This window comes from Streptomyces sp. NPDC107559, assembly GCF_055657365.1.
In genome coordinates, this window is the sequence record NZ_JBVKBD010000017.1 from 1 (window position 1) to 23,590 (window position 23,590).

Here is a 23,590-nt window from a genome sequence, read left to right on the forward strand (position 1 = left end):
CAACGTCCTGTGGGCCATGATCCGCGACGGAGCGTGCTACCAAGCCACACCACCGGTCACGGCAGCGGCTTGACAACGTCATTGGGAAGTCTCCTCGGGTTGTGCGGTGCTCTACGGGACGGTGGTAGAGCCGGTGGAGCGCGTGCGGTGCCGCCGGAGAGCGCGCGCCGGGGAGTGCCTCGGCCACCCTGCCGACGCAGAAACCGTATGACATTCGGTTTTTGGCGACAAGGGGTCCCACCAGCAGAATTCGGGTGCCGTAGAGTCGTGTTCATGGCGCGACGGGGTTCGTATGCGAAGGGCATCGCCAAGCGGGAGGAGATCCTCGACACGGCGCTCGACATCGTGGCGCGGGCCGGGTACAGCCGCGCGACGGTGCGCGAGCTCGCCCAGGCGGTCGGCCTGAGCCAGACGGGACTGCTGCACTACTTCGGGACCAAGGAGCAGCTCTTCGTCGAGATCCTGCGCCGCCGCGACGAGGTCGACCGGCACCTGATGGAGGCGCCCTTCGGATCGACCGCCGACGCGCCGCCGGACCTGGGCCAGGTGTTCACCGCGCTCGTGCGCCACAACGCCGAGGTTCCGGGCCTCACCCAGCTCTTCTCACGCTTCGCGTCCGAGGCGGCCGAGCCCGGACATCCGGCACACGACTACTTCCGCGACCGCTACGCGACCGCGCGCGACGTCGTCGCCGGGTTGATCCGTGATCGGCAGGCGGCCGGTGCGCTGCCCGTGGGCCTCGCCCCCGACCGCCTGGCCGGTCTCGTCTTCGCCCTGATGGACGGGTTGCAGACGCAGTGGATGTACGACCCCGAGATCGACATGGCCGGCCAACTCGCCTACTTCTGGGACCTGCTCACCGCCGCGTCCACCGGGGCAGCCGCCGGGCCGCCGGACGCCGCGCAGTCCCAGTGACGGTCGGCGCGGTGTCCGAGTGACGGTCAGGCGGATGTGGCGCCTCAGCGAGAGGCGGTCCGCAGTTCCGCGATGGCCGCGGCGGTGAGCTCGCGGGGCGTGTGCTGCGGATCGACGAGGACGACGGTGCAGTGCGTGCCGTGGGTCAGGGCGGTGGTGAAGCTGCCGTCGGCGAACTGGGCGAGGGGGCCCCGGGGAGAGCGGCCGATGGCCACGCTGCGTGCGTGGACCCGGTCCGCGTGCTCGGCCAGCGTCCGGCCCGCCGCGGCGTGGTCGCCGACGCTGCGCAGGACCTGGCCCGTGGCGCTGACGCCCTCGGCGGCGAGACGGTCCAGATGCGCGGCGACCGCGGCGCGGGCCTGCTCGTCGGTCTCCGTCTCGACGGCCTGTTCCTCGACGACGGCTGTCTGCTGCACGTGGACGATCTCCAGTGCGCTGCTGGTGTCGCGGGCGAGCTCGGCGGCCGCGTCGACGACGGCGCCGGCGCCGGGGTGGTTGCCGACGGCGACGATGACGGGGGCCGCGCCACGGGCCGCCTGCGCGCCCACCGGGATCAGGGTGGGCGCGAGGGGCGCGGCTTCCGCGGGGCTCCGCTCGGCCGCGCTGAGCAGCTTGTGGCCGCTGGCCAGAACCGGGATGGCGAGCAGGAAGGTGGCGGCACCGACGTAGAAGGGGACGCTGAGGTCGGTGGCGTCCGCGATCTTTCCGGCCGCGTAGGGGGCGAGCCCGCCGCCGATGAACCGGACGAAGCCGTACGCGGAGGAGGCGACCGGCCGCTCGACGGGGGAGACGAGCATGACCGCCTGGGTGGTGAGCGTGTTGTTGATGCCGATGAAGATGCCGCTGACGATGACGGCCGTGATGACCACGGACGGGGTGCCGACGCCGGCGGCGATCACCGCCATGACGATGCCGAGGCCGACGAGGTTGGCGTAGAGCACGGGCGCGGTGCCGTAGCGGGCCTGGAGCCGGGGAGCGAAGAACACGCTGAAGGCGGCCACGAGCAGACCCCAGCCGGTGAAGACCAGCCCGAGTTGATGGGCGTCGAGCTTCATCGGGTAAGGGGCGTAGCCGAGCATGGTGAAGAAGCCCCAGTTGTACAGCAGGGCCATGATGCCCATGGTCAGCAGACCGCGGTGGCGCAGCGCGGCCAGCGGGGCGAGGGGTGAGGTGCGCGTGGCCGGCTTGGGCAGTTGGGGCACGAAGGCCACGGTGGCGATCAGCGCGATGGCCATGAGGGCGGCGACGCCGAAGAAGGGGCCGCGCCAGCTGATGGCTCCCAACTCGCCCCCGAGCAGCGGCCCGACGGCGATGCCGAGGCCGAGGGCCGTCTCGTAGAGGATGATCGCGCCGCCGAAGCCGCCGCTGGCCGAGGCGACTATGACGGCGAGGGAGGTGGCGATGAACAGCGCGTTGCCCAGTCCCCAGCCGGCGCGCATGCCGACGATGCCGTTGATGGAGTCCGACATGCCCGCCAGGGCGGCGAACACGACGATGACGGCGAGCCCGGCGATGAGGGTGTGCTTGGCGCCGATCCTGCTGGAGACCCAGCCGACGATCAGCATGGCCACCGCGGTGACGATGAGGTAGCTGGTGAACAGCAGCGAGACCTGGCTGGGTGTGGCGTGGAGGTTGTTCGCGAGGGCGGGCAGGATCGGGTCCACGAGGCCGATGCCCATGAACGAGATGACGCAGGCGAACGCCACGGCCCAGACGGCCTTCGGCTGTTTGAACGGGCTTGCGACCTTCTGGTGCGGAGTGCTCATTCGAGATCACTTTCTGGACGTCGACAGGAGCCGACACGAGGTGAGCGGGACGAGACCTGAAGCCGGCGCAGGCCGTGGACAGCGTCAGACGGGGCTCTGCCGGTGCTGGACGGCGCGGGCCAGGGCGGGCAGCGCGACCTGCACGGCCTGCTGTTCGTCCGCGGTGAGTTCGCCGATCAGCTCCTGAAGGGCGTCCATGCGTTCGGAGCGGCGTCGCCGGGAGAGCGCGAGTCCGTCGTCGGTGGCCTCGACCAGCACGCCGCGGCCGTCGCTGGCATCGGCGGTGCGGCGCACCAGACCGTCCCGCTCCAGACGGGTGACCAGCTGCGTCATGTTCGGCTGCGACACGCCCTCGGCGCGTGCCAGCTCGGTCAGCCGGTGGGCGCCTTCGCGGCCCAGCCGGGCCAGCACGGAGGAGGCGGCGATGCTCAGGCCGCCCGCGGTCGCGCTCTGCCGCACGTAGCGAACCATCAGTTCCACAGCGCTGATGAGGTCGTCGGGGGCTTCTGCTCCGGCGCCGTGGTCCATAACCTGCTTATGCATAGGCGCATTATGTATGTGCGTGTAGCTTGAATCAATCGTGTCGACGCATGTTTCGGGTGCGCGGGCCGCGCCGTCGTGCTGCGGGGCCGACAGTGTCGACCGTGTCGACCGTGTCGGCGAGCGTCCTGTGCGGGCGCGCGCTCAAGGCGCAATGCGTTCAGCGCATGCGACATGAGTCATGAGCGGTATTGTCGATGATGTGGGTATGACTCTTGATGAGCGTGTACGGTCCGCTGTGGCCGCGCTCCTGCACGCGGCCGGCGAGTCGCAGACCGAACTTGCCGCTGCCCTGGGGGTGAGTCAGGCGCAGGTGAGCCGCCGTCAGTCCGGCACGGCCGCCTGGAGCCTGGCGGACTGCGACGCGGTGGCCGCGCACTACGGCATCGACGCGCTCGACCTTCTGGCGGGTCCCACCCGGGCCGCGGAGTCGCTGCCCGCGGAACGCCGCCGGATTCCCGGCCGCCCTGCAGGCGGCGTACGCACGGCGGCCCTGCGGGACGGGGGAGAGCGATGACGGACTTCGGCGCGATCGACGCCCTGCTCGCCTCGGCCGGGCAGGAGGCCGTGCTGCCGCCTGCCGAGGAGCGTCGTGCCCTGCGCGAGGGGCTGAACCTCTCGCGCCCCCAGCTCGCGCAGGCTCTGGGCGTCAGCCCGTCCACGGTCGCCGGCTGGGAGTCCGGACGGGACCCGAGCGGCGAAGTACGGGAGAAGTACGCCTACTTCCTCGAGGGAGCGAAGACCAAACTGGCCGCCGAGGCAGCGACGGCGGTCGAGGACGCCGGGGACGAGGAGCCGGCGGACGAGCTTCCCGCGGATGCCGAGTCGACAGCCGACCGGGACGACGACGTCGACGTGCTTGCTGTCCCCCAGCCGTGTGTGCTGTGCGGGCAGCCCGCGCGCCATCAGGTCGCGGGGTTCCCGCAGCACCTGGATCCCGCCGAGTGCGCAGCGCCCGGCACCCCGCAGCCGGCCGCGCCCAGCGTCTCCGCGCCCGCCGTCTCCGCGCCGACGGCATCCGCGCCGACGGCATCCGCGCCGACGGCTTCCGCGCAGGCCGCTTCCAGGTCGGCCCGTCCGGCCGCGGGCCGCAGCGGTCAGGGCGTACGGATCGTCGCGGCCGGGCGCCGGGTACAGCCCGCGGACGCGGAACCGGACCTGATCCGCCGGGCCGTGACCGAGGCACTGGCCCAGCACGCCGGGGACGTCGAGGCGGCGAGTGCCGCCCTGCTCAAGCGGGCGATCCCCGACGCGATGGCCCTGCTGGACCACACCCGCAAGGGCGGCCGCTACGACATCGTCGCCCACCCCTGGCTGCCCGACATCCTGCGCAAGCAGAGCGCCCGGGGCGCCGACCAGATCTGGGAGGCACGCCCCAAGTGGACGCGCCCCGAACTGCCGCACGGCGAACATGCGGTGACCGCCCTGGACGTCAACGGCGCCTATCTGTCCGCCCTCAAGACCCATCTGCCGATCGGCCAGTTGGAGCACAGCACCGGCAACGAGCACGACCGGCGCCGGGCCGGCCTGCACCTGATCACCCCGCCCGACTGGGAACACGACGCCTGTCTGCCCAACCCGATCGGCAACAGGGACGAACCCGGCCCACTGTGGGTGACCGAACCGACCCTGCGCCTGCTGCTGCGCCTCGCGGGCCCCAAGTACGGCCTGTGCGACCCGCCGCACATCCACGAGTCCTGGACCTCCGGGGCCACGGAAGGGCTGCTGGAGAAATTCCGCGTCGCCCTGAAGGACGCCCGGGACCGCGCGATCACCGACGACGACGAAGTGACGCTGGAATACGTCAAGGCGATGTACTCGAAGTTCGTCTCCACCCTGGGCGAGTCGAACTACAACCGGGAGCTCTACCGCACCGACTGGATGCACCTCATCCGCTCCCAGGCGTTCGCCAACCTGTGGTGGAAGGCCCACCGCGCCTACGACGAGGGCCTGATGGTCGTCCGAGCCATGGGTACCGACGAACTCCACGTCACCGGCGACTGGCGCGCGGTCTTCGCCGAAGGCCGGGGTGTCACCGAAGTGAAGGTCAAGGACACCTATACCGTCGGGACGGACGACGCGCCTCACGAGCCGGTACAGTGATCCACCAACCGAGCACCGGAAGAGACGATGCCTGAACGCACCATCGAGTTCGGCAAGTACGGCGCCGGCGGCATCAGAGGTCACCAGGCCGTGGCGCGCCGGCTGGACGCGCTCGCCGGCTACATCGCCACGCCCGTCACCGCCCGCCGCGGCCTGCTCGCCCGGCTGCACTACCTCACCCGCACCGACCACGCCCGCACCGCCGCCCGTGCGGCCGGCCTGACGGTCACCGACCGCACCCTGCGCGCATGGCTCGCGGGCACCCGCTCACCCTCCCGGAAGAACCTGGAACTGGTCGAGCGGGCCTACCGCACCGTGCGGCGGGAGAACGTCGCCCGCTACCTGACCGCACGCCTCAACCGCGAAGGTCGCGGCACCCGTGTGGAGATCCACCCGCTCAACCAGTCCCGGGTCGACCGGCCACGCCAGCGCGTGGTGGAGTTCCGTACCCTGAACGTGCGCCGCTGGGACCGTATCGTCGCCGCCTGGGCGGCCGACGACGACCGTGCACTGGACGACGCGTGGATCGACCAGGTCATCGACCTCGGCTCGCAGTGGGGCCAGTACGAATACGTCACCAACGTCGGTTTCGCCGCCTGAGGTGCGGTCCGGGTCATCGTCCGGAAGAGGTCAGCCGGCGGGGTTCGACCCGCTCCTCCTCGGCCCTGTCTCCGTTCCTTGTGACTATGTAGGCGGCCTTGCCGGGGATTTCGGTCACCGCCTCCACCAATTCCGTTCCCCGGTAGACCAGTCCGACTCCGTCATCGGTGCAGTGGGCAGCGGGCACGGTGCCGTCCGCCACCAGTCGGTGCATCAGCGGACGACGCCCCTCGTCCGAGTCGTAGTGCACCCCGTTGCCGTACGGCAGGAAACCGAGTCCGTTCGTCACCGGGCGCAGCTCCGGCCCGAACGAGTCGGTCGCACCTCCCTGGAACCAGCAGATGGAGCCAGCGCTGACCCCGCTGAGCACGACACCGGCCTGCCAGGCACGCTTCATGATGCGGTCCAGGCCATGTGCCCTCCACACCGCCAGCAGGTTGACCACCGAACCCCCCATGACCCAGACCACGTCGTGGTCGAGCACCGCGCCCTCCACGTCCTCGACATTGGGCATGGGGAACAGGTGAAGCGGCGTCAGATCGAATCCCGCCACCCGCGCGGCCTCGGTCATACGGGACGTGAAGTGCTCGGCGTCACCGATGGCGGTACCGACGTACATGATGCGCGGGCGCCGGCCATGGACCCCGGAGAGGTCGACGGCATGGTGCACCAGAGCATCGAACATGACCCGGGTTCGTCCTCCGACCCGATGCCCCCCGGAGGTCGCGAGGATGGTCGGTTCCAATGCCGTCATGCCCATGATCGTAGCGGGGGCCGACTGCCGGACCCGAGCCGCCCCAGGTCGCACATTCCGCGCCGCCGAGGCCGGCACCCGTACAAGTCCATGGCACCTCAAGCCGCACCGCATGCCCGGCTCGTCGGGCGGCCGCCCGCGCAGGCCCACATGGTTGCTGCGCGCATCCCGTGCCGCGCGCCGAGGCCGGACGCACGCCCTTCCGGTCTAGGGTCCCAGGCCGTGGCTGATGTCCCCGATGACCTGATCAGGCTGGAATGTGCTGCCGAGACCCAGCGTGCCAAGCTGGCCGGACTCGGTGGCGAGGAGTACGAGGCGCAGTGGAGGCTCTGGCGCACGGCGGCGGAGGAGTTCCAGGCCGCGGTGACGGAGTACGCGGCCCGCGACGACGTGACCATGACGCGGTACGAGGTCGAGCAGGCCGCGAAGAAGGCGGTGCGCCATGCGCAGGAGGACCCGGCCGTGGAGTAGTCCGGTGTGCCGTCCGAGCCAGTTGATCGAGCAGGGTTAGATTGCTCAGATATGAGCGAAAATGGTGGAATTGGGCGTCGGGCGGCGCTGAAGGGCATCGCCGTAGCCGGTATCGCAGCGGTGCCCGGAGGGATCGGGGCGGCCCGACAGCGCGCGGCTGCGGCAACGTTGTTTCCGCAGCCTGCCGTATGGGCCTCGCGGCGCGTGCCGGGCTCGGCGTCGGGAGTGGTCGAGCGGACGCTCGACGTCCGGCTCACCGACGTCTCCGTCCCGGGCTACCGCCGGGTGACCTCGCGCACCTACAACGGAGCGATCCCGGGGCCGACCCTGCGGGTGCGCGGCGGGGACACGCTGCGGCTGACGCAGATCAACGGCCTGCCGCCCAACCCGCCCCACAGCGGCGACGCTCACACGCCGCATCACCCCAACAGCTTCAACCTGCACACCCACGGTATGCACGTCTCCCCGTCCGGGCAGGCCGACAACGTGCTGCGCGAGTTCCCGCCGCGCACCGCGGAGGAGGCCGCCGCCGGTATCGCGGAGCCGCAGTACGTGACGACCATCCAGGTTCCGTCCGATCATCCGGCCGGCACCTACTGGTACCACCCGCACCTGCACGGATCCACGGCCGAGCAGATCGTCGGAGGCATGGCCGGAGTGATCGTCGTCGAAGGCGACGTCGACGAGGTCCCGGAGATCAAGAAGGCCGCCGACGTCGTCGTATGCATCAACGAACTCAAATTCGAGGACGGCAAGGTTCCCCCCTTCACCTCGGGCGGCTGGGTGACCCGCGTCCCCTCCACCTTCACCGTCAACGGCACGGTCAATCCCACCATCACGCTGCGCCCCGGCGAGGTCCAGCGGTGGCGGTTGGTCGCCGCGACGGCCCTCACCGCACTGCGCCTCCAAGTCGTAGGCGAGCGCGACAACTTGACGATGCACCAAATCGCCCAGGACGGCGTCACCTTCGACGCACCTCGTGCCCGGAACCCGCTGGAAATGGCCATGGGCAACCGAGCCGACATCCTGATCCGCGGCGGCGCACCCGGCAGGTACGAACTGCGTTCCGCCATGGTGCCCGATCCGCTGATGACGGTCGTGGTGGCCGGGGAGTCCATGGAACCGCCGATGCAGCTGCCGGCCTCGCTGCCGCCGGGCAGGCCGTTCCTCGACGAGAGGGACATCGCCAACCCCGGCGCGGACCGGGAAGTGGTCTTCCATGTCGACGCGCGCGTCTTCCCCGGCGCGTTCCCCAACGCCTTCCGCATGCTGGGCCCCAACGCCACCCCCGCGTCCGACCCCGACGGCAACCTCACCCGCGACCCGGCCTACGGCCTGTTCGACCCCGACTACACCAACCACACCCTGCGCCTCGGCACCGTCGAACGATGGACCGTCCGGACCGACGAGTCCGTGCCCGCGCACAATCACCCCTTCCATCTGCACACCAACCAGGTCCTGCTCACGCACCGGAACGGTGAGCGGCTCGACCCGCCGGTCTGGCACGACACCATCGGTCTGACCGGCGGCGCATCCGGCCAGTCCGCCACCTTCCTGGTCAAGTACGAGGACTTCACCGGCCGCGCCTTCGCCCACTGCCACCAGGTCCAGCACGAAGACCTCGGCATGATGCAGACCGTGGACTACGTCGCACCGGCGGAGTCCGAGAAGCAGGACCGGCGTCGCTGACTCCCTGTGGGCCCTACTCGCGCTCCGGGCCGGGTGCCCGGAGCCGCCCAGCGGTGGTTCAGGCGGCCTTGACCGGCCCGTGAGATGCTCTCCACCATGATCGAGAGCGAGCGCGGCCGGCGGGCGACGGCAAGCGTCGAGGCCCATGTGCGCGGCTTCTTCACCGGCCATGTGATCACGGTCGACGACTACGACCTGGGACCCGGGCGACGGGACGCGGTTCCAGCGCTGAGGATCCTCACCGTCAGCCCGGGACCACGCGCCGACAGCTGGGCTTACATCACCGCCGGCTGCTGGTCCACGGTCGAGACGGACGGCCACGGCCTCGAATTCGTCCTCACCGCGCCCGTCCGGGACGAGCGCTTCGCGGATCTCCTGGCCATGACCGCGTACTACCACGCTCATCACCATCTCGATGTCCAGCACAGCCTGCCTGTCGGGGAGCCGTGGCTGCCGGGGTCCCACTGCGACCACCTGCTGATCAGCCTTCCCTACCTCCACGGCCCCGACCTGGAGCGCTGCCCGTTGCCGGACGGCCATGCCCGCATCCTGTGGGTCCTGCCGGTCACCGCGGCCGAGATGGCGTACCGCCGCGAGCACGGCCACGAAGCCCTTGAGCAGCTCTTCGACGAGCATGCGATCGTCCCGACCGATCCACGACGCCCATCCGTCGCCTGAACCTCGCCGCTGCCCTGGGGACCGGGCCCGGCGCAGTTGTTGCGGCCGAGCAGGCGGGAGTCCGGCCGCGATCCCGATCGGCACGGTGTCGGCCGTCGGCGGGGGAGCGGTGCGCGACTTGCTGCTCAGCCGCGTACCTGCTGTCCTGGGAGGCGACGGCCTGTACGCCACCGTCGCGGCGGCGGTGTCTGCATCGTCTGCGCGCGACTGGGCACCCCCACGGTCGGCATCGTCGTCGGCATGCCGCCGAGAGTGGTCGCCGACGACCGCGACCGGAGTCTGCCCGGCGGTCTGCCACTGGGGCCCACGCGGGCACTGAAGCGGGTACGCGGCCGCACGAGCAGAGACCGGGGCCGGATCTCGCGCGAGCACACGAAGCGAGCACACGAAGCAGGAGCCGCCGGATGACGAAAGCCGTCGATGGCGTGCCGGCCGCCCTGGACGCGACCGCGACCAGGTGGAGGACCTCTACCGAGACCTGCACGCCCATCCCGAACTCGGACTGGCCGAGACCCGCACTTCCGCCCGCGTGGCCGAGCGGCTGCGGGCCTGGGGGTTCACCCTCAGCGACGGCATCGGGGGAACCGGTGTGGTGGGCGTGCCGTCCAACGGCAGCGGACCCACCGTCCTGCTGCGTGCCGACATGGGCGCCCTCCCGGTGCGGGAAGCCACCGGCCTTCCCTACGCTTCCGTCGCCGTCGCCGTCGCCACCGACCGATCGGGCCGCGAGGCGCCGGTCATGCGCGGTCGGGACGCCGCCCGGCACCGCACCGGCGCCGTCGGCCGAAATGCTGCCGGTGTCTCATCGGGCGGACCGTTCGGGGATCGCCGGCAGAACCTTCTCGGCGATGCCGAGGAGAACACTGTCGTCCGGGAGGGCTCCGGACGTGCTCCACACGGTGATGTCGCAGGAGCCGCCCCGGTCCTCAGGGTCCAGAGCCACGGACAGCGTCCTGGCCAACGGGCCTTGCTCGACCGGGCCGCCGGAGCTGCCGCTGCCGAGATTGATCTCGAACTTCATGGTGTGATCCGAGGAGAGGACCGCGGGCCGGCCGAGGACCGTAAGCGTCTTGACGTCCCTCTCGTCCCCGAACTTCATCAGCTTCACGTACTGGGCAGTCGACAGATCGTTGTACGTGGCCGAGACGTTCACGGTGTACGTGTCGAACGTGACCTCGGCCTCCGGCTCGGCGACCTTTCCATCCGTCAGAGGAGCGGAGTTGTCGGTGCCGGAAGCACTGGTCGCGATCTCTCCGGGCGTGCCGAGGAGTTGGGCCAGGTCGGGCCGGTTGAGCGCCTTGCACAGTTCTTCACCCGTCACAGGCCGGGGCGTCCGCTGGTAGGCCTTGGGCAGTTCCTCGTGTGACCCGCCCGGACAAGTGGCGGGCTGCGCGGTGGTGACGTCGGACGGCATGAAGCGCGGGGCCACCCACAGCGCGGCCGCGAGTGCCCCGACCAAGGCAACGGCCGCGACGGCCTGGCCCCATGCGTTGGGTTCGTTCTTCGCCGGGGCCGGACCGGGACGCGGTCCGGCCCCGGCCTGGGCATGAGCCTGAGCCTGGGGCTGGGGATGAGGCCGGAAGTGTGTCTGGGCCTGGGGCTGGAACTGGGTATGGGGCTGGTCGGCAGTGCCGACTGCCGCCCCGTCCGCGGAGGTTGGCGGAGGCGGGTTGCGGCGTGCGCGCAGGGCCCGGACCACCGCGTGGATGCGTACTGCTGTGAACCCGAGGAACACCACACCGAGACCGGCCGCGACCGGGGCGTGATCGCGGGCGGCGAGATACATGATGCGTACGCCGAGAACGGACCCGATCGCGATGAGCAGCGGCTCGCGGACCCAGAAGGGCAGGAGCCGGAGGAGGAATCCGAGCATCCGGCGATCTCACCAGGACAAGATCACAACCGCCATGATGGAAGCCACAGTTCCGGGCACGTGTGGAATCGTCGACAGCATCCGCCACCAGATGATCAGCACGGAAAGCGTGAAACCGCATGCCTGAATTAGCCACCGCCGGTCGGCCCACCGTGATCGTCATAGGCGCGAGTGCCACCGGTCTCTTCGCCGCGTTCGTGCTGGGCCGGCGTAGGGAGCCCGGGAACCGAACACGCCGGTGTGCCGGGGAGTATCGAGCGTTCACGGCCGGCCACGGTGCAGGGCGGAGCGGGATCAGCCGGTGTCCAGGCCGTCGACCAGGCGGTCGAGGAACCGGGTGAAGGTGGCTTCGGGGGCGAGGGGCCGCCCGGGGGCGGAGAGCGCTTCGGCGAGCTCCGGGTGGCGGCCGTCCGCGGCGACAGCGGCGAGGTAGCGGGCTTCCGCTGCGGCTCGGTCGGGGGACTGCGAGGCTGCGGACTGTGCAATCTCGTGTGCCACGTGTCCGGCCACGAACGCGGTGAGCTGGGCGAAGACCTCCAGCTTCGCCGCACCGTCCAGTCCGGCGGGCCGCAGGGCGGCGAGCGCGTGTTCCAGGAAGTCCAGAGTGTTGGGTCCGGGGACGCGGCGGGTGGACAGGGCGGCGGGCAGCCAGGGGTGTCGCAGCATGTGGGCGCGCTGGAGGTGGGCGATGGCCTTGAGGTCGGCGCGCCAGTCGCCGGTGAGCGTGGTCGTGGTCGGCAGTTCGCCGCTGACGTGGTCGACCATCAGGTTCAGCAGCGTCTCCTTGTCGGGGGCGTAGCTGTAGAGCGACATGACGCCGGCTCCGACCCGTGCGGCGACCTTCCGCATGGTGACCGCTTCGAACCCCTCGGTGTCCGCGAGGGCGACGGCCGCCTCGGTGATCACCTCTCGGCTGTAGGCAGGCTTGCGCCCTCTGCGGGGCTGGACAGAGGTCGGCCAGAGCTGCTGAGGGTCGACGCCCGGGGTGCCGGTCTCCGTGTCACGGGACATGGTCCGGGCTCCTTCCCTAGATCGCGGCGTCCCTTGCCGGACTCAGTCAAGCATGCCCTATTCTCGTACGGCGTACGGAAATCAAGGAGGGGAACGATGACAGCACGCGCACACCGTTCAGCGCCGAGGCCGACCTGGGCACCGCCGTCCAGGAAACCGCCCCGTGCCTCACGGCTGATGCGGGCGACCTGGCGCCGTCTCCCGGACAAACTGCACGATGTCCGCTGGGAGCCGGGGCTGGCGGTGCCGGCCGCCGACGGCAGCCCACTGATCACGGACCACTACTTCCCGCGCGCAGAAGGGGACTTCCCCACCCTGCTGGTGCGCTCGCCGTACGGCAGGGGCCTGCCGTGGTCGCCCATGTACGGCCTGCTCTTCGCCGAACAGGGCTTTCACGTGGTCCTCCAGAGCTGCCGCGGCACCGGCGGCTCGGGGGGCACGTTCGACCTGTGGCGCAACGAGGCCGCCGACGGCCGGGCCACGGTGTCCTGGCTGCGCGAGCAACCCTGGTTCAACGGAACCCTCGGAACCGTCGGCCCCAGTTACCTGGGCTACGTGCAATGGGCCCTCGCCACGGACCCACCGCCGGAACTGAAGGCCATGGTGGTGCAGGTGGGCCTGCACGATCCCCATGCCCTGTTCCACGCGCACGGTGCGCTGCGTCTGGAGAATGCCCTCGCCGTCGGCGTCGGCATGACCTACCAGCACCAGGGCATGGCACCGTTCCTGAGGGCGACACTGCGCCTGCAACGCCGCCTGCGTGAAGTCGCCACCGCACAGCCCCTGCGCGGGGCGTACAGGTCAGTCCTCGGGGGCGAAGTGCCCTGGCTGGACGACGTATTGACCCATCCGGACCCCGAGGACACGTACTGGCGCGGCGCATCGCCGGCAGCGGCGGCGGAGCGGCTCGGCGTGCCCACGAGCCTGATCACTGGATGGCACGACGTGCTGGCCGACCAGACCCTGGAGCAGTACGACCGGCTGCGTCGGGCCGGCTGCGAGACCGCCCTGCTCGTCGGCCCCTGGACCCATACCTCCGCCCTGCAGCAGGGATGGCCCGAGGTGTTCGCCGAAAGCCTCGCCTGGCTGCGCGCCCACCTGTACGCCGACCCCTCCGGACTGCGCCCCACGAGGGTGCGCGTGCACATCGGCGGCGAGAACGCCTGGCTCGACCTCGACGACTGGCCGCCGGCCACGGCCGTCGGTCGTTGGTTTCCCACCGCACAGGGACATCTCACCCAGCAGGCCCCCACGGACTCCGCACCGGACTCCGCACCGCTGACGTCCCTCCGCTACGACCCGGACGACCCCACCCCGTCCCTCGGCGGCCCTCTGCTCTCCCGTACCGCCGGTCCCCGCGACAACGCCGGCCTGGAGGCCCGGGAAGACGTACTGACGTTCACCGGCCCTCCGCTGACCGAGCCCGTGGACATCCTCGGACCGGTCTCGGCGCGCCTGAGCGTCTCCACGGACACCGGTCATGCCGATGTCTTCAGCCGCCTGTGCGATGTGGACACCCAGGGCCGCTCCGTCAACGTCTGCGACGGGCTGGGCCGAGTGCGGACGGACGGGCAGCGGCCGTCGCAGATCACCGTGCCGATGAGCTCGACCGCCCACCGCTTTGCCGTCGGCCACCGCATACGCTGGCAGATCAGCGGAGGTGCCCATCCGCGCTATGCCCGCAGTCCCGGCACCGGGGAGTCGCCGGTGGACGCCACCGCCTTCACACCGGTGCGCATCACGCTCCACACGGACTCGGAGCTGATCCTCGCGGTGCACGCCCACCGTGCCGGGCCCAGCCCTGCGGAGAACGGCTGACCAGCCGGTCCGGACGGCTCGGCTCAGGCAACTTCGACAGCGGTGACGGGAACCGCCGTACAGCTCGTCGTCGACTGGACCAGGGGCCGCCGCTTCCGTAGTCCTTCCCGATGCCACCGGTTCCCGACTTCCAGGAGCACCGTTGTTCTCCACATCGTCGCCCTCCTCCCGTGCCCGTGTCGGGCTGGCGGTGGCCCTCTTGCTGCCGACCGCCTTCCTCGGCGCGTGCTCCGTCGGCCGACGTGATCGCCTACTACACCGAGAAGGCCGCGTCGGCCGGCTGGCGGTCCGAGCCCGACCCGGACCCCGGGACATCACCGGCCACCGGGGCTGATGCCTGCTGGACCAAGACCGAGCAGGGCCGACACCTGGTGCTCAACGTCGACTTCCGCACAGAGGCCTACTCGCCCGCACCCGAGGTGGGCGACGGAATCGCCTACGAGGTGTCGTTCGGCAGCATGGCGGACGGCGGACGGCGGTGGCGGCAGCGAGGTCTCCTGTTGGCAGTGAGTCATGACCCGTGCAGACATCCTCCAAGTGCCGCCGAAGCGAGTGGGCAGGAGGTATGGGATCATTCCGGGGCGCCAGGTCCTGAGGTCGACGGCAGGCTGAGCACAATTCTGGTCATGAAGGCGCCGAGCCGCAGGGGATGTCCATGTGGGAGCAGATCTTCGGCGCCGTGGTCGTCGCGACCATGGCAGAGCCCCTCTTGCGTCGGATACGGAAGCGGTGGCGCAGGATGCGCATCGGCCGGACGGTCGCCGCACTGAGCCATGGGGACACCGCCCGCATCCGCTGTGCCGCACGATTCCGCAACTCCGGCGGCGGCCGGCACCGCGCGCGCCTTACGGCGGAAGCCGGAGGCGTTTTCCTTTCCACCGCCGACGGCACAGTCGCCAGACTGCGGCTCGGGACTCCACTCACCGCCGGTGTCGAAATCGTCGCCGAGCACTCGATGCTGGTGTGCGACACAGCCGGGCGACAGCTGGAAATCCTGCTTCCGGCCGAGGAAGACCACCTCTTCCAGGCAGTCGTGGCCAGGATCATGGGCGCCACGAACGAACACTCCACCGCCGATTCCCTCCCAGGATCCCGCTCGGTCGCGCGCTGATCGCTCGCGCGGTGATGTCCTCGCCGTCCTGTCGCAGAGTTATGAGGGCCGTGTCCGAGCGGCTGGGCGCGGTCCATGTCGACATGCTGACCCACCCCACCGGCCGCGAGGAATCGGTGTGGAGTAGTGACGGCATCCACCTCGACGCCCGCGGCCGGGCCGTCCTCGGCACCGAGATCGTTCGTGCCCTGGGCGCCCGGCTGAGCAAGGTCTGAGCGCAGGGCCTCGGGTCATGGGCGCGGGAAGCGGGTGCGCATGGCGTCGATGCAGGTGTCCCGGGATGTCGGTCCGGCGAACCGGAGACGGTCGTATGCAGTGAACGCCGGTTCCAGAGCGTCGAGTTCGTCGACCAGCGCGTGCAGCCGCTCGTACCACTGCGCTGAACCGGCATCCGGCTCGTTCTCGGCGGCACTGATCGCGGTCGTCAGGTGATCCTTGCGCCGAATGGCGGCCGGGGTCACCGAACGCAGACACACGTACTGTCCGCTGAGATAGGCATCCCACTCCGCATTCCCGGTGACCGGGTCGTCCCAGTGAGCGGTGAACCATGCTTCGAGCGGCTCCATGCCGCCGGCGTCGTCGGCGAGGGCGAACAAGTCGGCCGGCACCATCTCGGCACCGTCGGAGCGGAGATATCCCGGAAGGGGCAGACGCCGGCCCAGCATCAGCCGGCGGACCTCATCGGCGTCGCGGCCATGGACTGCGCACAGTTCCCCCAGGACGACGAACTGGGTACTGACGTACACGTCATCCGCGTCGGTCATGGGGTGGTCGCCGTTGACCTCCCGAAACCGCTCGGCAAGCTGCGTCTTGAGCTCTGTCTTCGACATCTGGCTGCCTCCGGCGTCACCGGCGCGGGCATCCTCCGCGCAGGACTCCGCACGCTACCCAGCGGACGGTTCGGTACCCACCGAACCATTGTCCAGGCTCGTAGAGTGCGTTCAGACGCGATGGCCCGCGTGTACCGGGACCGTCGGGTGTCCCTGGTACGCGACGGCGCACGACCCGAGCACGGCGTCCTGGACGAGCGCGAGGAGCAGGCTTCATGGACTTCCACGACATCCTGAAGAACCCGGACGAGCACGTCCGCTTCGCGGCCTACCTCGACAGGCTGGAGCTCGTCGCCGACCCGGACGAGGTCGACCTGGTCAGCCGCGTGCTCACCGATCCGGACAGAACGATGGCCCGGTCCGCCGTGCTGCGGCACCTGGACCGTCGAGCCGAGGGCCTCTGCCTCGGTCCCGCCTACGAGGGATGGGCGCAGACGATGACCCGGGTCACGATCGATCACCCCTTCCTCGTCGAGCGTCTGCGGGAGTGGTCGCTCTTCCGCGCTGTCACGCTCAAGCTGCCCTGGCAGCCGGACGACCTGCTCGCGTCATCCAACTGGCTCCAGCTCAAGACCGCCGCCGGTACGAACACGGAGGCCGTCGAGATCCTCGCCGAAGCCGGCCGCACCAAGCGAATTCGCAACACCGCCAGGACCGGCTTCGACCACCGCGGTTCAAGCCGAAATCGGCTCACCCGCAACTCTTGACCACGAACCCCGTCAGGGCACGACGTACAGTGGCGCGAGGCTCCGTTGCCGGGGCCTTCAAGGCGACGGGGGCACTTCCATGGGTATGAACGCGGCGGCCAGGACCGAGTGGTGGGAGAGTCTGCCGGCCGGGATCCGCGACGAGATCGACGGGTACATCCTCCAGGACTCCCTGATCAGGGCGGTGAAGGTCATCACCGCCATCGGTCGTGTTCCTCATGGCATCGGGGTCGGTACCGCTCAGTTGATCGCCCACGACCGGTACCTCCACTACGGAGACCGGATTGCCCGCAGGCCGCAGAGCCCACTCGACCTGGAATCACTGGCCTGTCGGGCGGCCGGGTGCGAGGGCCGCATCGTGGCGATCGAGGCCATCTGGGACGGTGACACCGTCCACGACTGGTTCGTACGACTGCTGGCCATCACCGCTGATCCGGCGAGGGAGGCTGAGATGGCGACCGTCGACTGGTCGACCGCCGAGCGGTACCTCGGCGAGGAAGGCACTCACCACACGCACCACACGCGCCACCGCGCAGCGGTAGCCGCCGAGCAGGCCGGCCGCGCTCTCGCCGGTCACCTCTCGGTTCCCTTCCACTTCGCCAGCCCGGACATCCCCGACGACGAGGCCCCGCGCTGGGCCGAGTCCGCAAAGGGCCGCTGACGGGCCGTGAACGCCCCCGCGTCGACCGCCGCTCGACCTCATGTGCTCTGCGCGGGTTCGGTCGTCGTCTTCGTCCTGACCGCGGGCCAGGATCCCGCGCTGACGATGTGCTTCACGATCCGAGCACGACGATCTCATGGAGGGACCTGAGAGACAGCCCCTGGATGATCAATTCCAACGGATGCCTGCAGAGGGTGTGGGCTGGGCGGCGGCCGAAGCCACCGCGAGACGGTCAGGCGGCGGGCTGCCGGCCCTGGTAGTCGAGGTGGCAGCGGGCGGTCAGGCGTCAGGGTCGACTTCGGGGTGCGTGAACCGCACGGGCTTGCCCAGCGACCGGGCGTAGGCGATTTCGGCTCGAGTGCTGTCTCCGATGTAGTCGCCGACGACGAGCACCTCATCAGCGAGCCGGATCTTCGCCCGGTGCAGATCGTCGAGTCGAGCCTTGAGCGCCTCGGCCTCGACAGGATCGGACCAAAGTTCGTGCGGCGATTTCATGTCACAGCCCGGTTTGACGACAATCTTTCCGGCTTTGGTCTCCCGCAGATCGGCCTCGCTCATCTCGGTCATGAAGCGGGTGGAGCCGCAGATCACGACGATACGCGGGAGGCTCAACAGCTTCTTCGCGTCGGCGAGCTTCTCCTCGGGGGTGAGCAGTTGCGGGTATGACACTGGTTCCTCCCGGTGGTGTGGTTCAAGGGGTGCCTGCGGAGGCGAGAACGAGGGTGTCGGCATTCCCGCGAGACCGTCAAACCCTCCGACCTGGCAGGTTGGGCCGAATGCGGCTACTGCGCCAGCCACAGCCGCTTCTTCTGGGGGCCTGCGCCTGCACCTGGTCTGCACCGTTCAGGGCCTGCCCATCGCCTTCGCCCTTACCCGGGCCAAGGCCGACGAACGAGGGACCCTCCTTGATCTCCTGGCGGCCGAATGCGAGCTTCCGCGAGAGCGCCCCCGACAGACTCTCATCGGCGACAAGAACTGCTTCGGCCGTCGTTTCGAACGCGAACTGTCCGAGCATGCAGTCCAGTTGCTGCGGCCTGTCCGTAAAGGTGAACGGGAACGGCCTGGCGCAGCCCTGTTCAAGGTGTCATAGCCTGCGTCATGCAACGCATGCTCGCGCTGACCGCCGCGATCTGGCACAACGGCACCACCGGACAAACCGTCCTACGCTCACTGACCGCCTACGATCACCGCCCCCTCGGACTAGATCATCTAGCCTCGCACTTCGCAGGTCGCTGATTCAGACGACCAGGGCCGCCACTCCCACCACCGCGAACCAGACACCGGCCAACAGAAGCGGGCCGAACAGCAGGATGAGTACCGCGCCGAACACCAGCCATCCTGTCGTACCACGACCGACTTGGGCGGTCTCGGGTTTCGCGGGGTCGTACGTGATCTCGGCCCGCTCGGCGCCACCGTCCGAGCTCGTAAGCTCACGCTGTTCGCCCTGGTTGTCGACGTATGCGTACGTGTACTGCTCGACGCCGTTGTACGAGTGGGACCGCTGCAGCCGTCCCTCCACCGTGATGCCCCGGGTACGCATTCCCCAGGCTTCCCGGACCATCTTCCACCCGATATGGACGCCGAACCCTCCGCCGCCGATCGCCTCAGGAGCCACCACCCAGAGCAGCACCGGGACCGCCCCGGCGCGTGTAACCACCAGCAGGACGAACACCAGCACATAGGCGCCTCCCAGGCCCCACCACAGCTGTCGGACCCGGTTCGGCGTCGCCCGCTCCAGCGGCGCCTCGGTCACCAACCCCGCCCCGTCCAGCCGCGGCTCGTCGGCGTCCCGTACGGGCAGTGCACGCTGGACGGCCTGCGCGAACTCGTGCACGGCGGGGGCGCTGCGACACCTGAGGTGGTATGCCACGGGCTCGTCGCCCGTCAGTACGACGGCCAGCCGTCGGCCTTTGCGGCCGTGGACGTCGATTCGTTCTATCGCCGCCACCGGTATCCGGCGCTGTACGCCGTCCGCCGCCAGCAGTACCACCCCGTCCCGTAGGCGGATGGACGCACGGCGTCTGCCGTGCAGTATCAGCGAGGACGTCTCTGTTGAGGTCACGCGGGCACATTAAGCGAGCCCGGGCCCGCAGAGGACTGTTCGACCGCATCCGAAGCAGAGGCATCTGGCCCCGTTCTTCGCAGGTCACCGTTTCAGGTCTGTGGCCGGCGGGTTCGTGTGATGTCGGTGTCGAGTAGGTCGAGGAGGTGGAGTTGGACGCCGCGGGTGATCTGGACGGTGGGTGGGTCGGTGATGTTGCCGATCCGCAGGGTGAGTTCGCCGAGGTGGTAGAAGATCACGCGCCCGGTGGGGCGGACTCGGCGGTTGTCGGGGTAGAGGCCAACCATGGTCTGCCCGGGGCCGAGCACGCGTCTGACCTGCCGTTCGATGAGGCAGAAGACGAGCAGGGCCAGGCAGATGACCTGGATCAGGGCAACGACGCGCCGGTTGTGCTGCACGAAGACCGGGGCGACCGCGAGGGGCCCTTTGAAATCGACACACCCAGCCCAACGCCGCCACCCCAGCCCGGGACACCCCCAGGCCGGTCACACCATACGAATCAGCGACCCGCGAAATACGGGTCTAGCGGGCATCGCCGAGGCTGTCCAGGGCCGCGATGACGTCGGCGGGTTCGGCACGGGCGGTGTAGTCGGTGTCGACGAAGGCCCAGCGGATCACGCCGTTTCGGTCGATGACGTAGGTGGCGGGCAGCGGCAGTGTGCGGGGGTGGCCGTCGTTGACGCGCTGGAGGTCGAAGCCGAGCTTGTCGTAGACGGCGGCGAGGTCGTCGGAGAGGTCGAATGCGAGGCCGTACTGCTTGGCCGTATCGGAGCCGAGGTCGCTGAGGACGTCGAAGGCCAGACCGTGCCTCTCGGTGAGCGTGAGCGACTCGTCGGGAATCTGCGGGGAGACGGCGACCAGGCGGGCGCCACGCGCGGTGATGTCGGCGTGGTGCCGCTGGAGGGCGCGCAGGGCGAGGTTGCAGTACGGGCACCATGCGCCGCGGTAGAAGGTCAGGACGACGGGACCCTCGGCGAGCAGGTCGTCCAGCGCCACCGGGGCGCCGGCCGCAGAGGGCAGGTTGAACCGCGGGGCGGACTCGCCGACGGTGCGGGCGCGGCCGGCCTGCCCGGAGTCGGCGAGCTCCCGGGCCGCGCGGTCCATGACCTCGCCCATTGCGGTGGGGATGTGCCGGTCCCGGGTTGCGCTGAGCGCGCGAAGTTCGGTGGTGAGGTCGGTCATCGGAGGTTCTCCTCATCCGCGAGACAAGCTTCCTGAAACGGCTTCTTGAAACGACCGTTCCAAGATAGCGACAGCTCCATGCTCGCGCCAGGTATCTTGGAACCATTGTTTCAAGTTGGTGGGGTGACAGATGCCGGACATCAAGCACTTCGATCCGGACGCGGCGCTGGACATGGTGGTACGGCTGTTCTGGCGTCAGGGCGTGGCCACGACCGGGATCCAGGACATCGTGACCGCGACCGGCCTCAACCGTTCCAGCCTGTACGCCACCTTCGGCGGCAAGCAGGAGCTCTATCTCGCCGCGCTGCACCGATACCGGGAGCAGTGGTCCCGGCCGGCGTTCCGCGCGCTCGCCGAGGATCGCCGAGGGCTGCCCGCCGTCGCGGAGTTCTTCGACGCGTTGATCGGGGTCCGGTGCTCGGGCGAGTACGCGCGCTGGGGGTGCATGGTCTCCAACGCACAGGCCGGCGCGGAGAACGGCGACCCCGACGTCCGCGTCTTCCTCGACCAGCACCACGAGGAACTGCGGAAAGCCCTGCACGCGGTGCTGGTCGTGGCCGAAGCCGAAGGTCAGCTGGCCCCCGACACCGACGCGGCCGCGGCGGCCGACCTGTTGGCCCTGCTCGCCTACGGCGTCAACCTGCGTTCCCGCGCGGGCGCCGACGCCGGTTCGCTGAGCGCGACGGTGGCTGCCGCACTGCATTCACTGGGCAGCCGTCCGGTCAAGTGACCGGTGTGTCTCGGGCCTATCCGCCCTTTCGGCCGGGACGCTTGCGAACGCGGCACAAGAGCCCTGCTCGGCACGTTCGCCGGGCCGGTGCTCACGCTCGCGTTGCGTGAGGCGGCGGGTGGCGCCTCCGAGCGGGGGCGTGCCGTCATCCCTGAGGGGATCCAGTGCCGTCCGTCGACGGTGAGGCCGGTGCTCCCTCCCGGATCTCGTGCAACGCCTCGTCGAACATGGCGCGGGCGCGGGTGAACCAGTCCGTCAGTACGGCGATCTCCTCCGGTCCGTAGTCGCCGAACAGGGTCGCCAGTCGCTGGTAGACGGGCCCGTAGATCTCGAGAATGCGCCCTTGGGCGGTCTCCTCCATGACCACGTACACGCGTCGGCGGTCGCCCGGGTCCGCGGTGCGCCGGATGTAGCCGGCCTTCTCCAGGCGGTTCAGCACGCCCGTGACCGCTCCCGTGGTCAGCCTGGCCCGCTCCGCGAGGTCGCCCGCGACCAGTGACTCGCCCGCCATGGAAGCCTCGATGAGGAAGCCCATGCAGGTGAGGTCCGTGACGTTCAGGCCCATCCGGCGGGCGATGTCCTGCTGCCCGAACTGGGCGGTGGCGATCATCCGGTCCATGGCGTAGAGGGCCTGGTCCGCCGTTGCGGCCGGGCGCGTCTTGTGATCACTCACGAGTCCCCTTAGGATCTAAGATACTTAGCTTGCGAGATAAGAGGTCTCGCGGCGGGTCGGCCCCACCATCTTCACAGCTCGAGGAGCGCGATCATGTTCATCCACGGTGACGACGAGCACGACCTGGGCCACACTGTCGCCGGCTGGACCGGTGTGGGCATCGCCGTGCTGGGATCCGGGCTGTGTGGACTCGCGATGGTCAAAGGCTCGGGGCTGCTCGCGCTCGGGGGAGTGGCGGTGCTGGCCCTGGCGCTGCTGACCACGTGGATGCTGCACCTGGCGGGCTGGGGCAAGCCGAGTGGCCCGCGCCCGGCCGCCCAGTGGGACTGGCGCGTCAGGGACCTCGCCGCCCGGGGCGGTCACGCGGACTGCCTCGGCTGCCGTCTCGCCGGGCGAGGGGCACCTCGCGGACGGGGCGCGGACCGACCCGAGGGGGCCGCCGTCGCCTCTGTTTTGACGGCTGATCACGGATGAACCGCCCCGGGTGTCACCTGCGTTCGATCGAACGGTACGGATGGGACACCCGCTAGGCCGTGGCCGCCCGCGACGGTCGGGACGCCATTCAGGGGTCGGCTGTTCGCTGTGCGCGGGGTGTGGCCCGCCCTGCGGTGCTGGAGGGTCAGGCGATCTTGACGACGGTGCCGGCGTCTTCGAGTGCGGCGACCTCGTCGAGGGGTGCGGTGGCGTCGGTGACGAGTGTGTGCAGGAGCGTGGAAGGGCCGACGTGGGCGAAGGCGGTGTGGCCGAGTTTGCTGCCGTCCGTGGCGAGGAGGACTCGGCGCGCTGACGTCATGGCCGCCCGTTTCACCGCCGCGTCGTCGAGGTCGTAGGCGGTCAGGCCGTCGGCCGCGCTCAGTCCGCAGCAGCCGATGACGGCGGTGTCGAAGCGCAGGGCGGCCAGGGAGGCGAGGGTGAGGGGGCCGGTGAGGGCTCCCTCGGCGGCGCGGGGCTGTCCGCCGGGCACGATCAGCGTGGCCGGGCCGGGTGCCGTGCCGAAGAGGTGAATGGCCTGGAGGGACAGGGGCATGACCGTGACGGGGCGGTCGCGCAGGAGGCGGGCGACTTCCAGGCAGGTGGTGCCGCTGTCCAGCAGGACGCTTTCGCCGTCGGCGATGAGCGCGCAGACCTCGGCGGCGATCCGGCGCTTGGCGTCGACCGACTCGTTGGTGCGCAGTGCGAAGGGAGGCTCCTCGCCCCTGAGCAGCAGGGTGCGTGCCCCGCCCCGGACGCGTTCGAGGACGCCCTGGGCGGCCAGGGTGTCGAGGTCGCGCCGGATGGTCATCTCCGAGGCGCCGGTCAGCTCCGCGAGCTCCTGGACCGTGGTGGCGCCGGAGTCCCTGACGGCCTTCGCGATCAGCCCGTGCCGCTCTGCGTTGCTCATGCAGGGATTGAACACCACCACGCAATGAACATTCA

Annotated in this window: 27 protein-coding genes and 1 pseudogene; 16 read left to right on the forward strand and 12 right to left on the reverse strand. The window is 70.0% G+C overall.

The window, feature by feature from the left end; translation table 11 throughout:
- Nucleotides 1–273 precede the first annotated feature (273 nt).
- Entirely contained in the window at nt 274–915 is a 642-nt protein-coding gene (locus ACZ7OY_RS34700) for a TetR/AcrR family transcriptional regulator (RefSeq protein ID WP_471915159.1), read from the forward strand.
- Between the two features lie 44 nt (nt 916–959).
- Here ACZ7OY_RS34700 and ACZ7OY_RS34705 read toward each other — a convergent pair whose 3' ends face one another.
- Both ACZ7OY_RS34705 and ACZ7OY_RS34710 read right to left on the reverse strand, forming a co-directional pair.
- Nucleotides 960–2,681: an MFS transporter gene (locus ACZ7OY_RS34705; protein WP_472249521.1), complete on the reverse strand. Its 1,722-nt coding sequence runs from the start codon at nt 2,679–2,681 to the stop codon at nt 960–962.
- 84 nt (nt 2,682–2,765) lie between these two features.
- Nucleotides 2,766–3,224 carry a MarR family winged helix-turn-helix transcriptional regulator gene (locus ACZ7OY_RS34710; RefSeq protein WP_472249522.1) on the reverse strand — a complete coding sequence of 153 codons (459 nt, stop codon included), beginning with the start codon at nt 3,222–3,224 and terminating at the stop codon, nt 2,766–2,768.
- 205 nt (nt 3,225–3,429) lie between these two features.
- On the opposite strand from ACZ7OY_RS34710, the gene ACZ7OY_RS34715 reads away from it, so the two are divergent.
- Genes ACZ7OY_RS34715 through ACZ7OY_RS34725 form a run of 3 tightly spaced genes read left to right on the forward strand, consistent with a single transcriptional unit; the run spans nt 3,430 to nt 5,924 of the window.
- Nucleotides 3,430–3,738: a helix-turn-helix domain-containing protein gene (locus ACZ7OY_RS34715; RefSeq protein ID WP_472249523.1), complete on the forward strand. Its 309-nt coding sequence runs from the start codon at nt 3,430–3,432 to the stop codon at nt 3,736–3,738.
- Complete coding sequence (locus ACZ7OY_RS34720) at nt 3,735–5,324, forward strand: helix-turn-helix domain-containing protein (protein ID WP_472249524.1); 1,590 nt, start codon at nt 3,735–3,737, stop codon at nt 5,322–5,324. The genes ACZ7OY_RS34715 and ACZ7OY_RS34720 overlap by 4 nt, the downstream gene beginning before the upstream one ends.
- 27 nt (nt 5,325–5,351) lie before the next feature.
- Nucleotides 5,352–5,924, forward strand: coding sequence for a transcriptional regulator (locus ACZ7OY_RS34725; RefSeq protein WP_472249525.1), 573 nt, complete (start codon nt 5,352–5,354; stop codon nt 5,922–5,924).
- Nucleotides 5,925–5,937: 13 nt separating this feature from the next.
- On the opposite strand, the gene ACZ7OY_RS34730 is transcribed toward ACZ7OY_RS34725, so the two are convergent.
- The gene (locus tag ACZ7OY_RS34730; protein ID WP_472249526.1) at nt 5,938–6,678 is read right to left on the reverse strand and encodes a Type 1 glutamine amidotransferase-like domain-containing protein; all 741 of its coding nucleotides are present in this window, start codon (nt 6,676–6,678) and stop codon (nt 5,938–5,940) included.
- A gap of 222 nt (nt 6,679–6,900) precedes the next feature.
- Here ACZ7OY_RS34730 and ACZ7OY_RS34735 point away from each other — a divergent pair, with 222 nt between their 5' ends.
- The 4 genes from ACZ7OY_RS34735 (at nt 6,901) to ACZ7OY_RS34750 (ending at nt 9,835) form a co-directional block, all read left to right on the forward strand.
- Entirely contained in the window at nt 6,901–7,149 is a 249-nt protein-coding gene (locus ACZ7OY_RS34735) for a hypothetical protein (RefSeq protein ID WP_472249527.1), read from the forward strand.
- Nucleotides 7,150–7,353: 204 nt separating this feature from the next.
- Complete coding sequence (locus tag ACZ7OY_RS34740) at nt 7,354–8,838, forward strand: multicopper oxidase family protein (protein WP_472249528.1); 1,485 nt, start codon at nt 7,354–7,356, stop codon at nt 8,836–8,838.
- 96 nt (nt 8,839–8,934) lie between these two features.
- Nucleotides 8,935–9,516 (forward strand): suppressor of fused domain protein, encoded by a 582-nt coding sequence (locus ACZ7OY_RS34745; protein WP_472249529.1) that lies wholly within the window; start codon nt 8,935–8,937, stop codon nt 9,514–9,516.
- Complete coding sequence (locus tag ACZ7OY_RS34750; RefSeq protein ID WP_472249530.1) at nt 9,473–9,835, forward strand: TRIC cation channel family protein; 363 nt, start codon at nt 9,473–9,475, stop codon at nt 9,833–9,835. The genes ACZ7OY_RS34745 and ACZ7OY_RS34750 overlap by 44 nt, the downstream gene beginning before the upstream one ends.
- 483 nt (nt 9,836–10,318) lie before the next feature.
- On the opposite strand, the gene ACZ7OY_RS34755 is transcribed toward ACZ7OY_RS34750, so the two are convergent.
- Nucleotides 10,319–11,389, reverse strand: a complete 1,071-nt coding sequence (locus ACZ7OY_RS34755; RefSeq protein ID WP_472249531.1) for a DUF6215 domain-containing protein — start codon at nt 11,387–11,389, stop codon at nt 10,319–10,321.
- A gap of 294 nt (nt 11,390–11,683) precedes the next feature.
- Nucleotides 11,684–12,400: a TetR/AcrR family transcriptional regulator gene (locus ACZ7OY_RS34760; RefSeq protein ID WP_472249532.1), complete on the reverse strand. Its 717-nt coding sequence runs from the start codon at nt 12,398–12,400 to the stop codon at nt 11,684–11,686.
- Between the two features lie 96 nt (nt 12,401–12,496).
- Here ACZ7OY_RS34760 and ACZ7OY_RS34765 point away from each other — a divergent pair, with 96 nt between their 5' ends.
- The 3 genes from ACZ7OY_RS34765 to ACZ7OY_RS34775 all read left to right on the forward strand — a co-directional run bounded on the left by ACZ7OY_RS34765 (nt 12,497) and on the right by ACZ7OY_RS34775 (nt 15,544).
- Nucleotides 12,497–14,218 (forward strand): CocE/NonD family hydrolase, encoded by a 1,722-nt coding sequence (locus ACZ7OY_RS34765; protein ID WP_472249533.1) that lies wholly within the window; start codon nt 12,497–12,499, stop codon nt 14,216–14,218.
- 655 nt (nt 14,219–14,873) lie between these two features.
- Nucleotides 14,874–15,329, forward strand: a complete 456-nt coding sequence (locus ACZ7OY_RS34770) for a hypothetical protein (protein ID WP_472249534.1) — start codon at nt 14,874–14,876, stop codon at nt 15,327–15,329.
- 50 nt (nt 15,330–15,379) lie between these two features.
- Nucleotides 15,380–15,544 carry a hypothetical protein gene (locus ACZ7OY_RS34775; protein WP_472249535.1) on the forward strand — a complete coding sequence of 55 codons (165 nt, stop codon included), beginning with the start codon at nt 15,380–15,382 and terminating at the stop codon, nt 15,542–15,544.
- Between the two features lie 15 nt (nt 15,545–15,559).
- On the opposite strand, the gene ACZ7OY_RS34780 is transcribed toward ACZ7OY_RS34775, so the two are convergent.
- A complete protein-coding gene (locus ACZ7OY_RS34780; RefSeq protein WP_472249536.1) occupies nt 15,560–16,159 on the reverse strand; it encodes a DUF6058 family natural product biosynthesis protein in 600 nt (199 codons plus the stop codon).
- Between the two features lie 215 nt (nt 16,160–16,374).
- Between ACZ7OY_RS34780 and ACZ7OY_RS34785 the strand changes: the two genes are divergently transcribed.
- Together ACZ7OY_RS34785 and ACZ7OY_RS34790 are read left to right on the forward strand one after the other, a co-directional pair.
- Nucleotides 16,375–16,866, forward strand: a complete 492-nt coding sequence (locus tag ACZ7OY_RS34785) for a hypothetical protein (RefSeq protein ID WP_472249537.1) — start codon at nt 16,375–16,377, stop codon at nt 16,864–16,866.
- Nucleotides 16,867–16,945: 79 nt separating this feature from the next.
- The gene (locus tag ACZ7OY_RS34790) at nt 16,946–17,527 is read left to right on the forward strand and encodes a hypothetical protein (RefSeq protein ID WP_472249538.1); all 582 of its coding nucleotides are present in this window, start codon (nt 16,946–16,948) and stop codon (nt 17,525–17,527) included.
- A 279-nt stretch (nt 17,528–17,806) separates the two neighbouring features.
- On the opposite strand, the gene ACZ7OY_RS34795 is transcribed toward ACZ7OY_RS34790, so the two are convergent.
- On the reverse strand, nt 17,807–18,196 hold the full coding sequence (locus tag ACZ7OY_RS34795) for a hypothetical protein (protein ID WP_472249539.1): 390 nt from the start codon (nt 18,194–18,196) through the stop codon (nt 17,807–17,809).
- A 54-nt stretch (nt 18,197–18,250) separates the two neighbouring features.
- Between ACZ7OY_RS34795 and ACZ7OY_RS34800 the strand changes: the two are divergent.
- Nucleotides 18,251–18,763: pseudogene (locus ACZ7OY_RS34800) on the forward strand (transposase); the annotation flags it as partial.
- A 1-nt stretch (nt 18,764) separates the two neighbouring features.
- Here ACZ7OY_RS34800 and ACZ7OY_RS34805 read toward each other — a convergent pair.
- From ACZ7OY_RS34805 to ACZ7OY_RS34815, 3 genes are all read right to left on the reverse strand, one after another.
- Nucleotides 18,765–19,589, reverse strand: coding sequence for a hypothetical protein (locus ACZ7OY_RS34805; protein WP_472249540.1), 825 nt, complete (start codon nt 19,587–19,589; stop codon nt 18,765–18,767).
- A 92-nt stretch (nt 19,590–19,681) separates the two neighbouring features.
- Nucleotides 19,682–19,987 carry a hypothetical protein gene (locus ACZ7OY_RS34810; protein WP_472249541.1) on the reverse strand — a complete coding sequence of 102 codons (306 nt, stop codon included), beginning with the start codon at nt 19,985–19,987 and terminating at the stop codon, nt 19,682–19,684.
- Between the two features lie 124 nt (nt 19,988–20,111).
- Complete coding sequence (locus tag ACZ7OY_RS34815; protein ID WP_472249542.1) at nt 20,112–20,771, reverse strand: peroxiredoxin-like family protein; 660 nt, start codon at nt 20,769–20,771, stop codon at nt 20,112–20,114.
- 130 nt (nt 20,772–20,901) lie between these two features.
- Here ACZ7OY_RS34815 and ACZ7OY_RS34820 point away from each other — a divergent pair, with 130 nt between their 5' ends.
- A complete protein-coding gene (locus tag ACZ7OY_RS34820) occupies nt 20,902–21,501 on the forward strand; it encodes a TetR/AcrR family transcriptional regulator (protein WP_472249543.1) in 600 nt (199 codons plus the stop codon).
- Nucleotides 21,502–21,646: 145 nt separating this feature from the next.
- Here ACZ7OY_RS34820 and ACZ7OY_RS34825 read toward each other — a convergent pair whose 3' ends face one another.
- Complete coding sequence (locus ACZ7OY_RS34825) at nt 21,647–22,120, reverse strand: MarR family winged helix-turn-helix transcriptional regulator (protein WP_472249654.1); 474 nt, start codon at nt 22,118–22,120, stop codon at nt 21,647–21,649.
- Nucleotides 22,121–22,267: 147 nt separating this feature from the next.
- Between ACZ7OY_RS34825 and ACZ7OY_RS34830 the strand changes: the two genes are divergently transcribed.
- Nucleotides 22,268–22,648 (forward strand): HGxxPAAW family protein, encoded by a 381-nt coding sequence (locus tag ACZ7OY_RS34830; protein WP_472249544.1) that lies wholly within the window; start codon nt 22,268–22,270, stop codon nt 22,646–22,648.
- A gap of 145 nt (nt 22,649–22,793) precedes the next feature.
- Here the strand turns inward: ACZ7OY_RS34830 and ACZ7OY_RS34835 are convergent, their stop codons facing one another.
- A complete protein-coding gene (locus ACZ7OY_RS34835) occupies nt 22,794–23,555 on the reverse strand; it encodes a DeoR/GlpR family DNA-binding transcription regulator (RefSeq protein WP_472249545.1) in 762 nt (253 codons plus the stop codon).
- Nucleotides 23,556–23,590 lie beyond the last annotated feature (35 nt).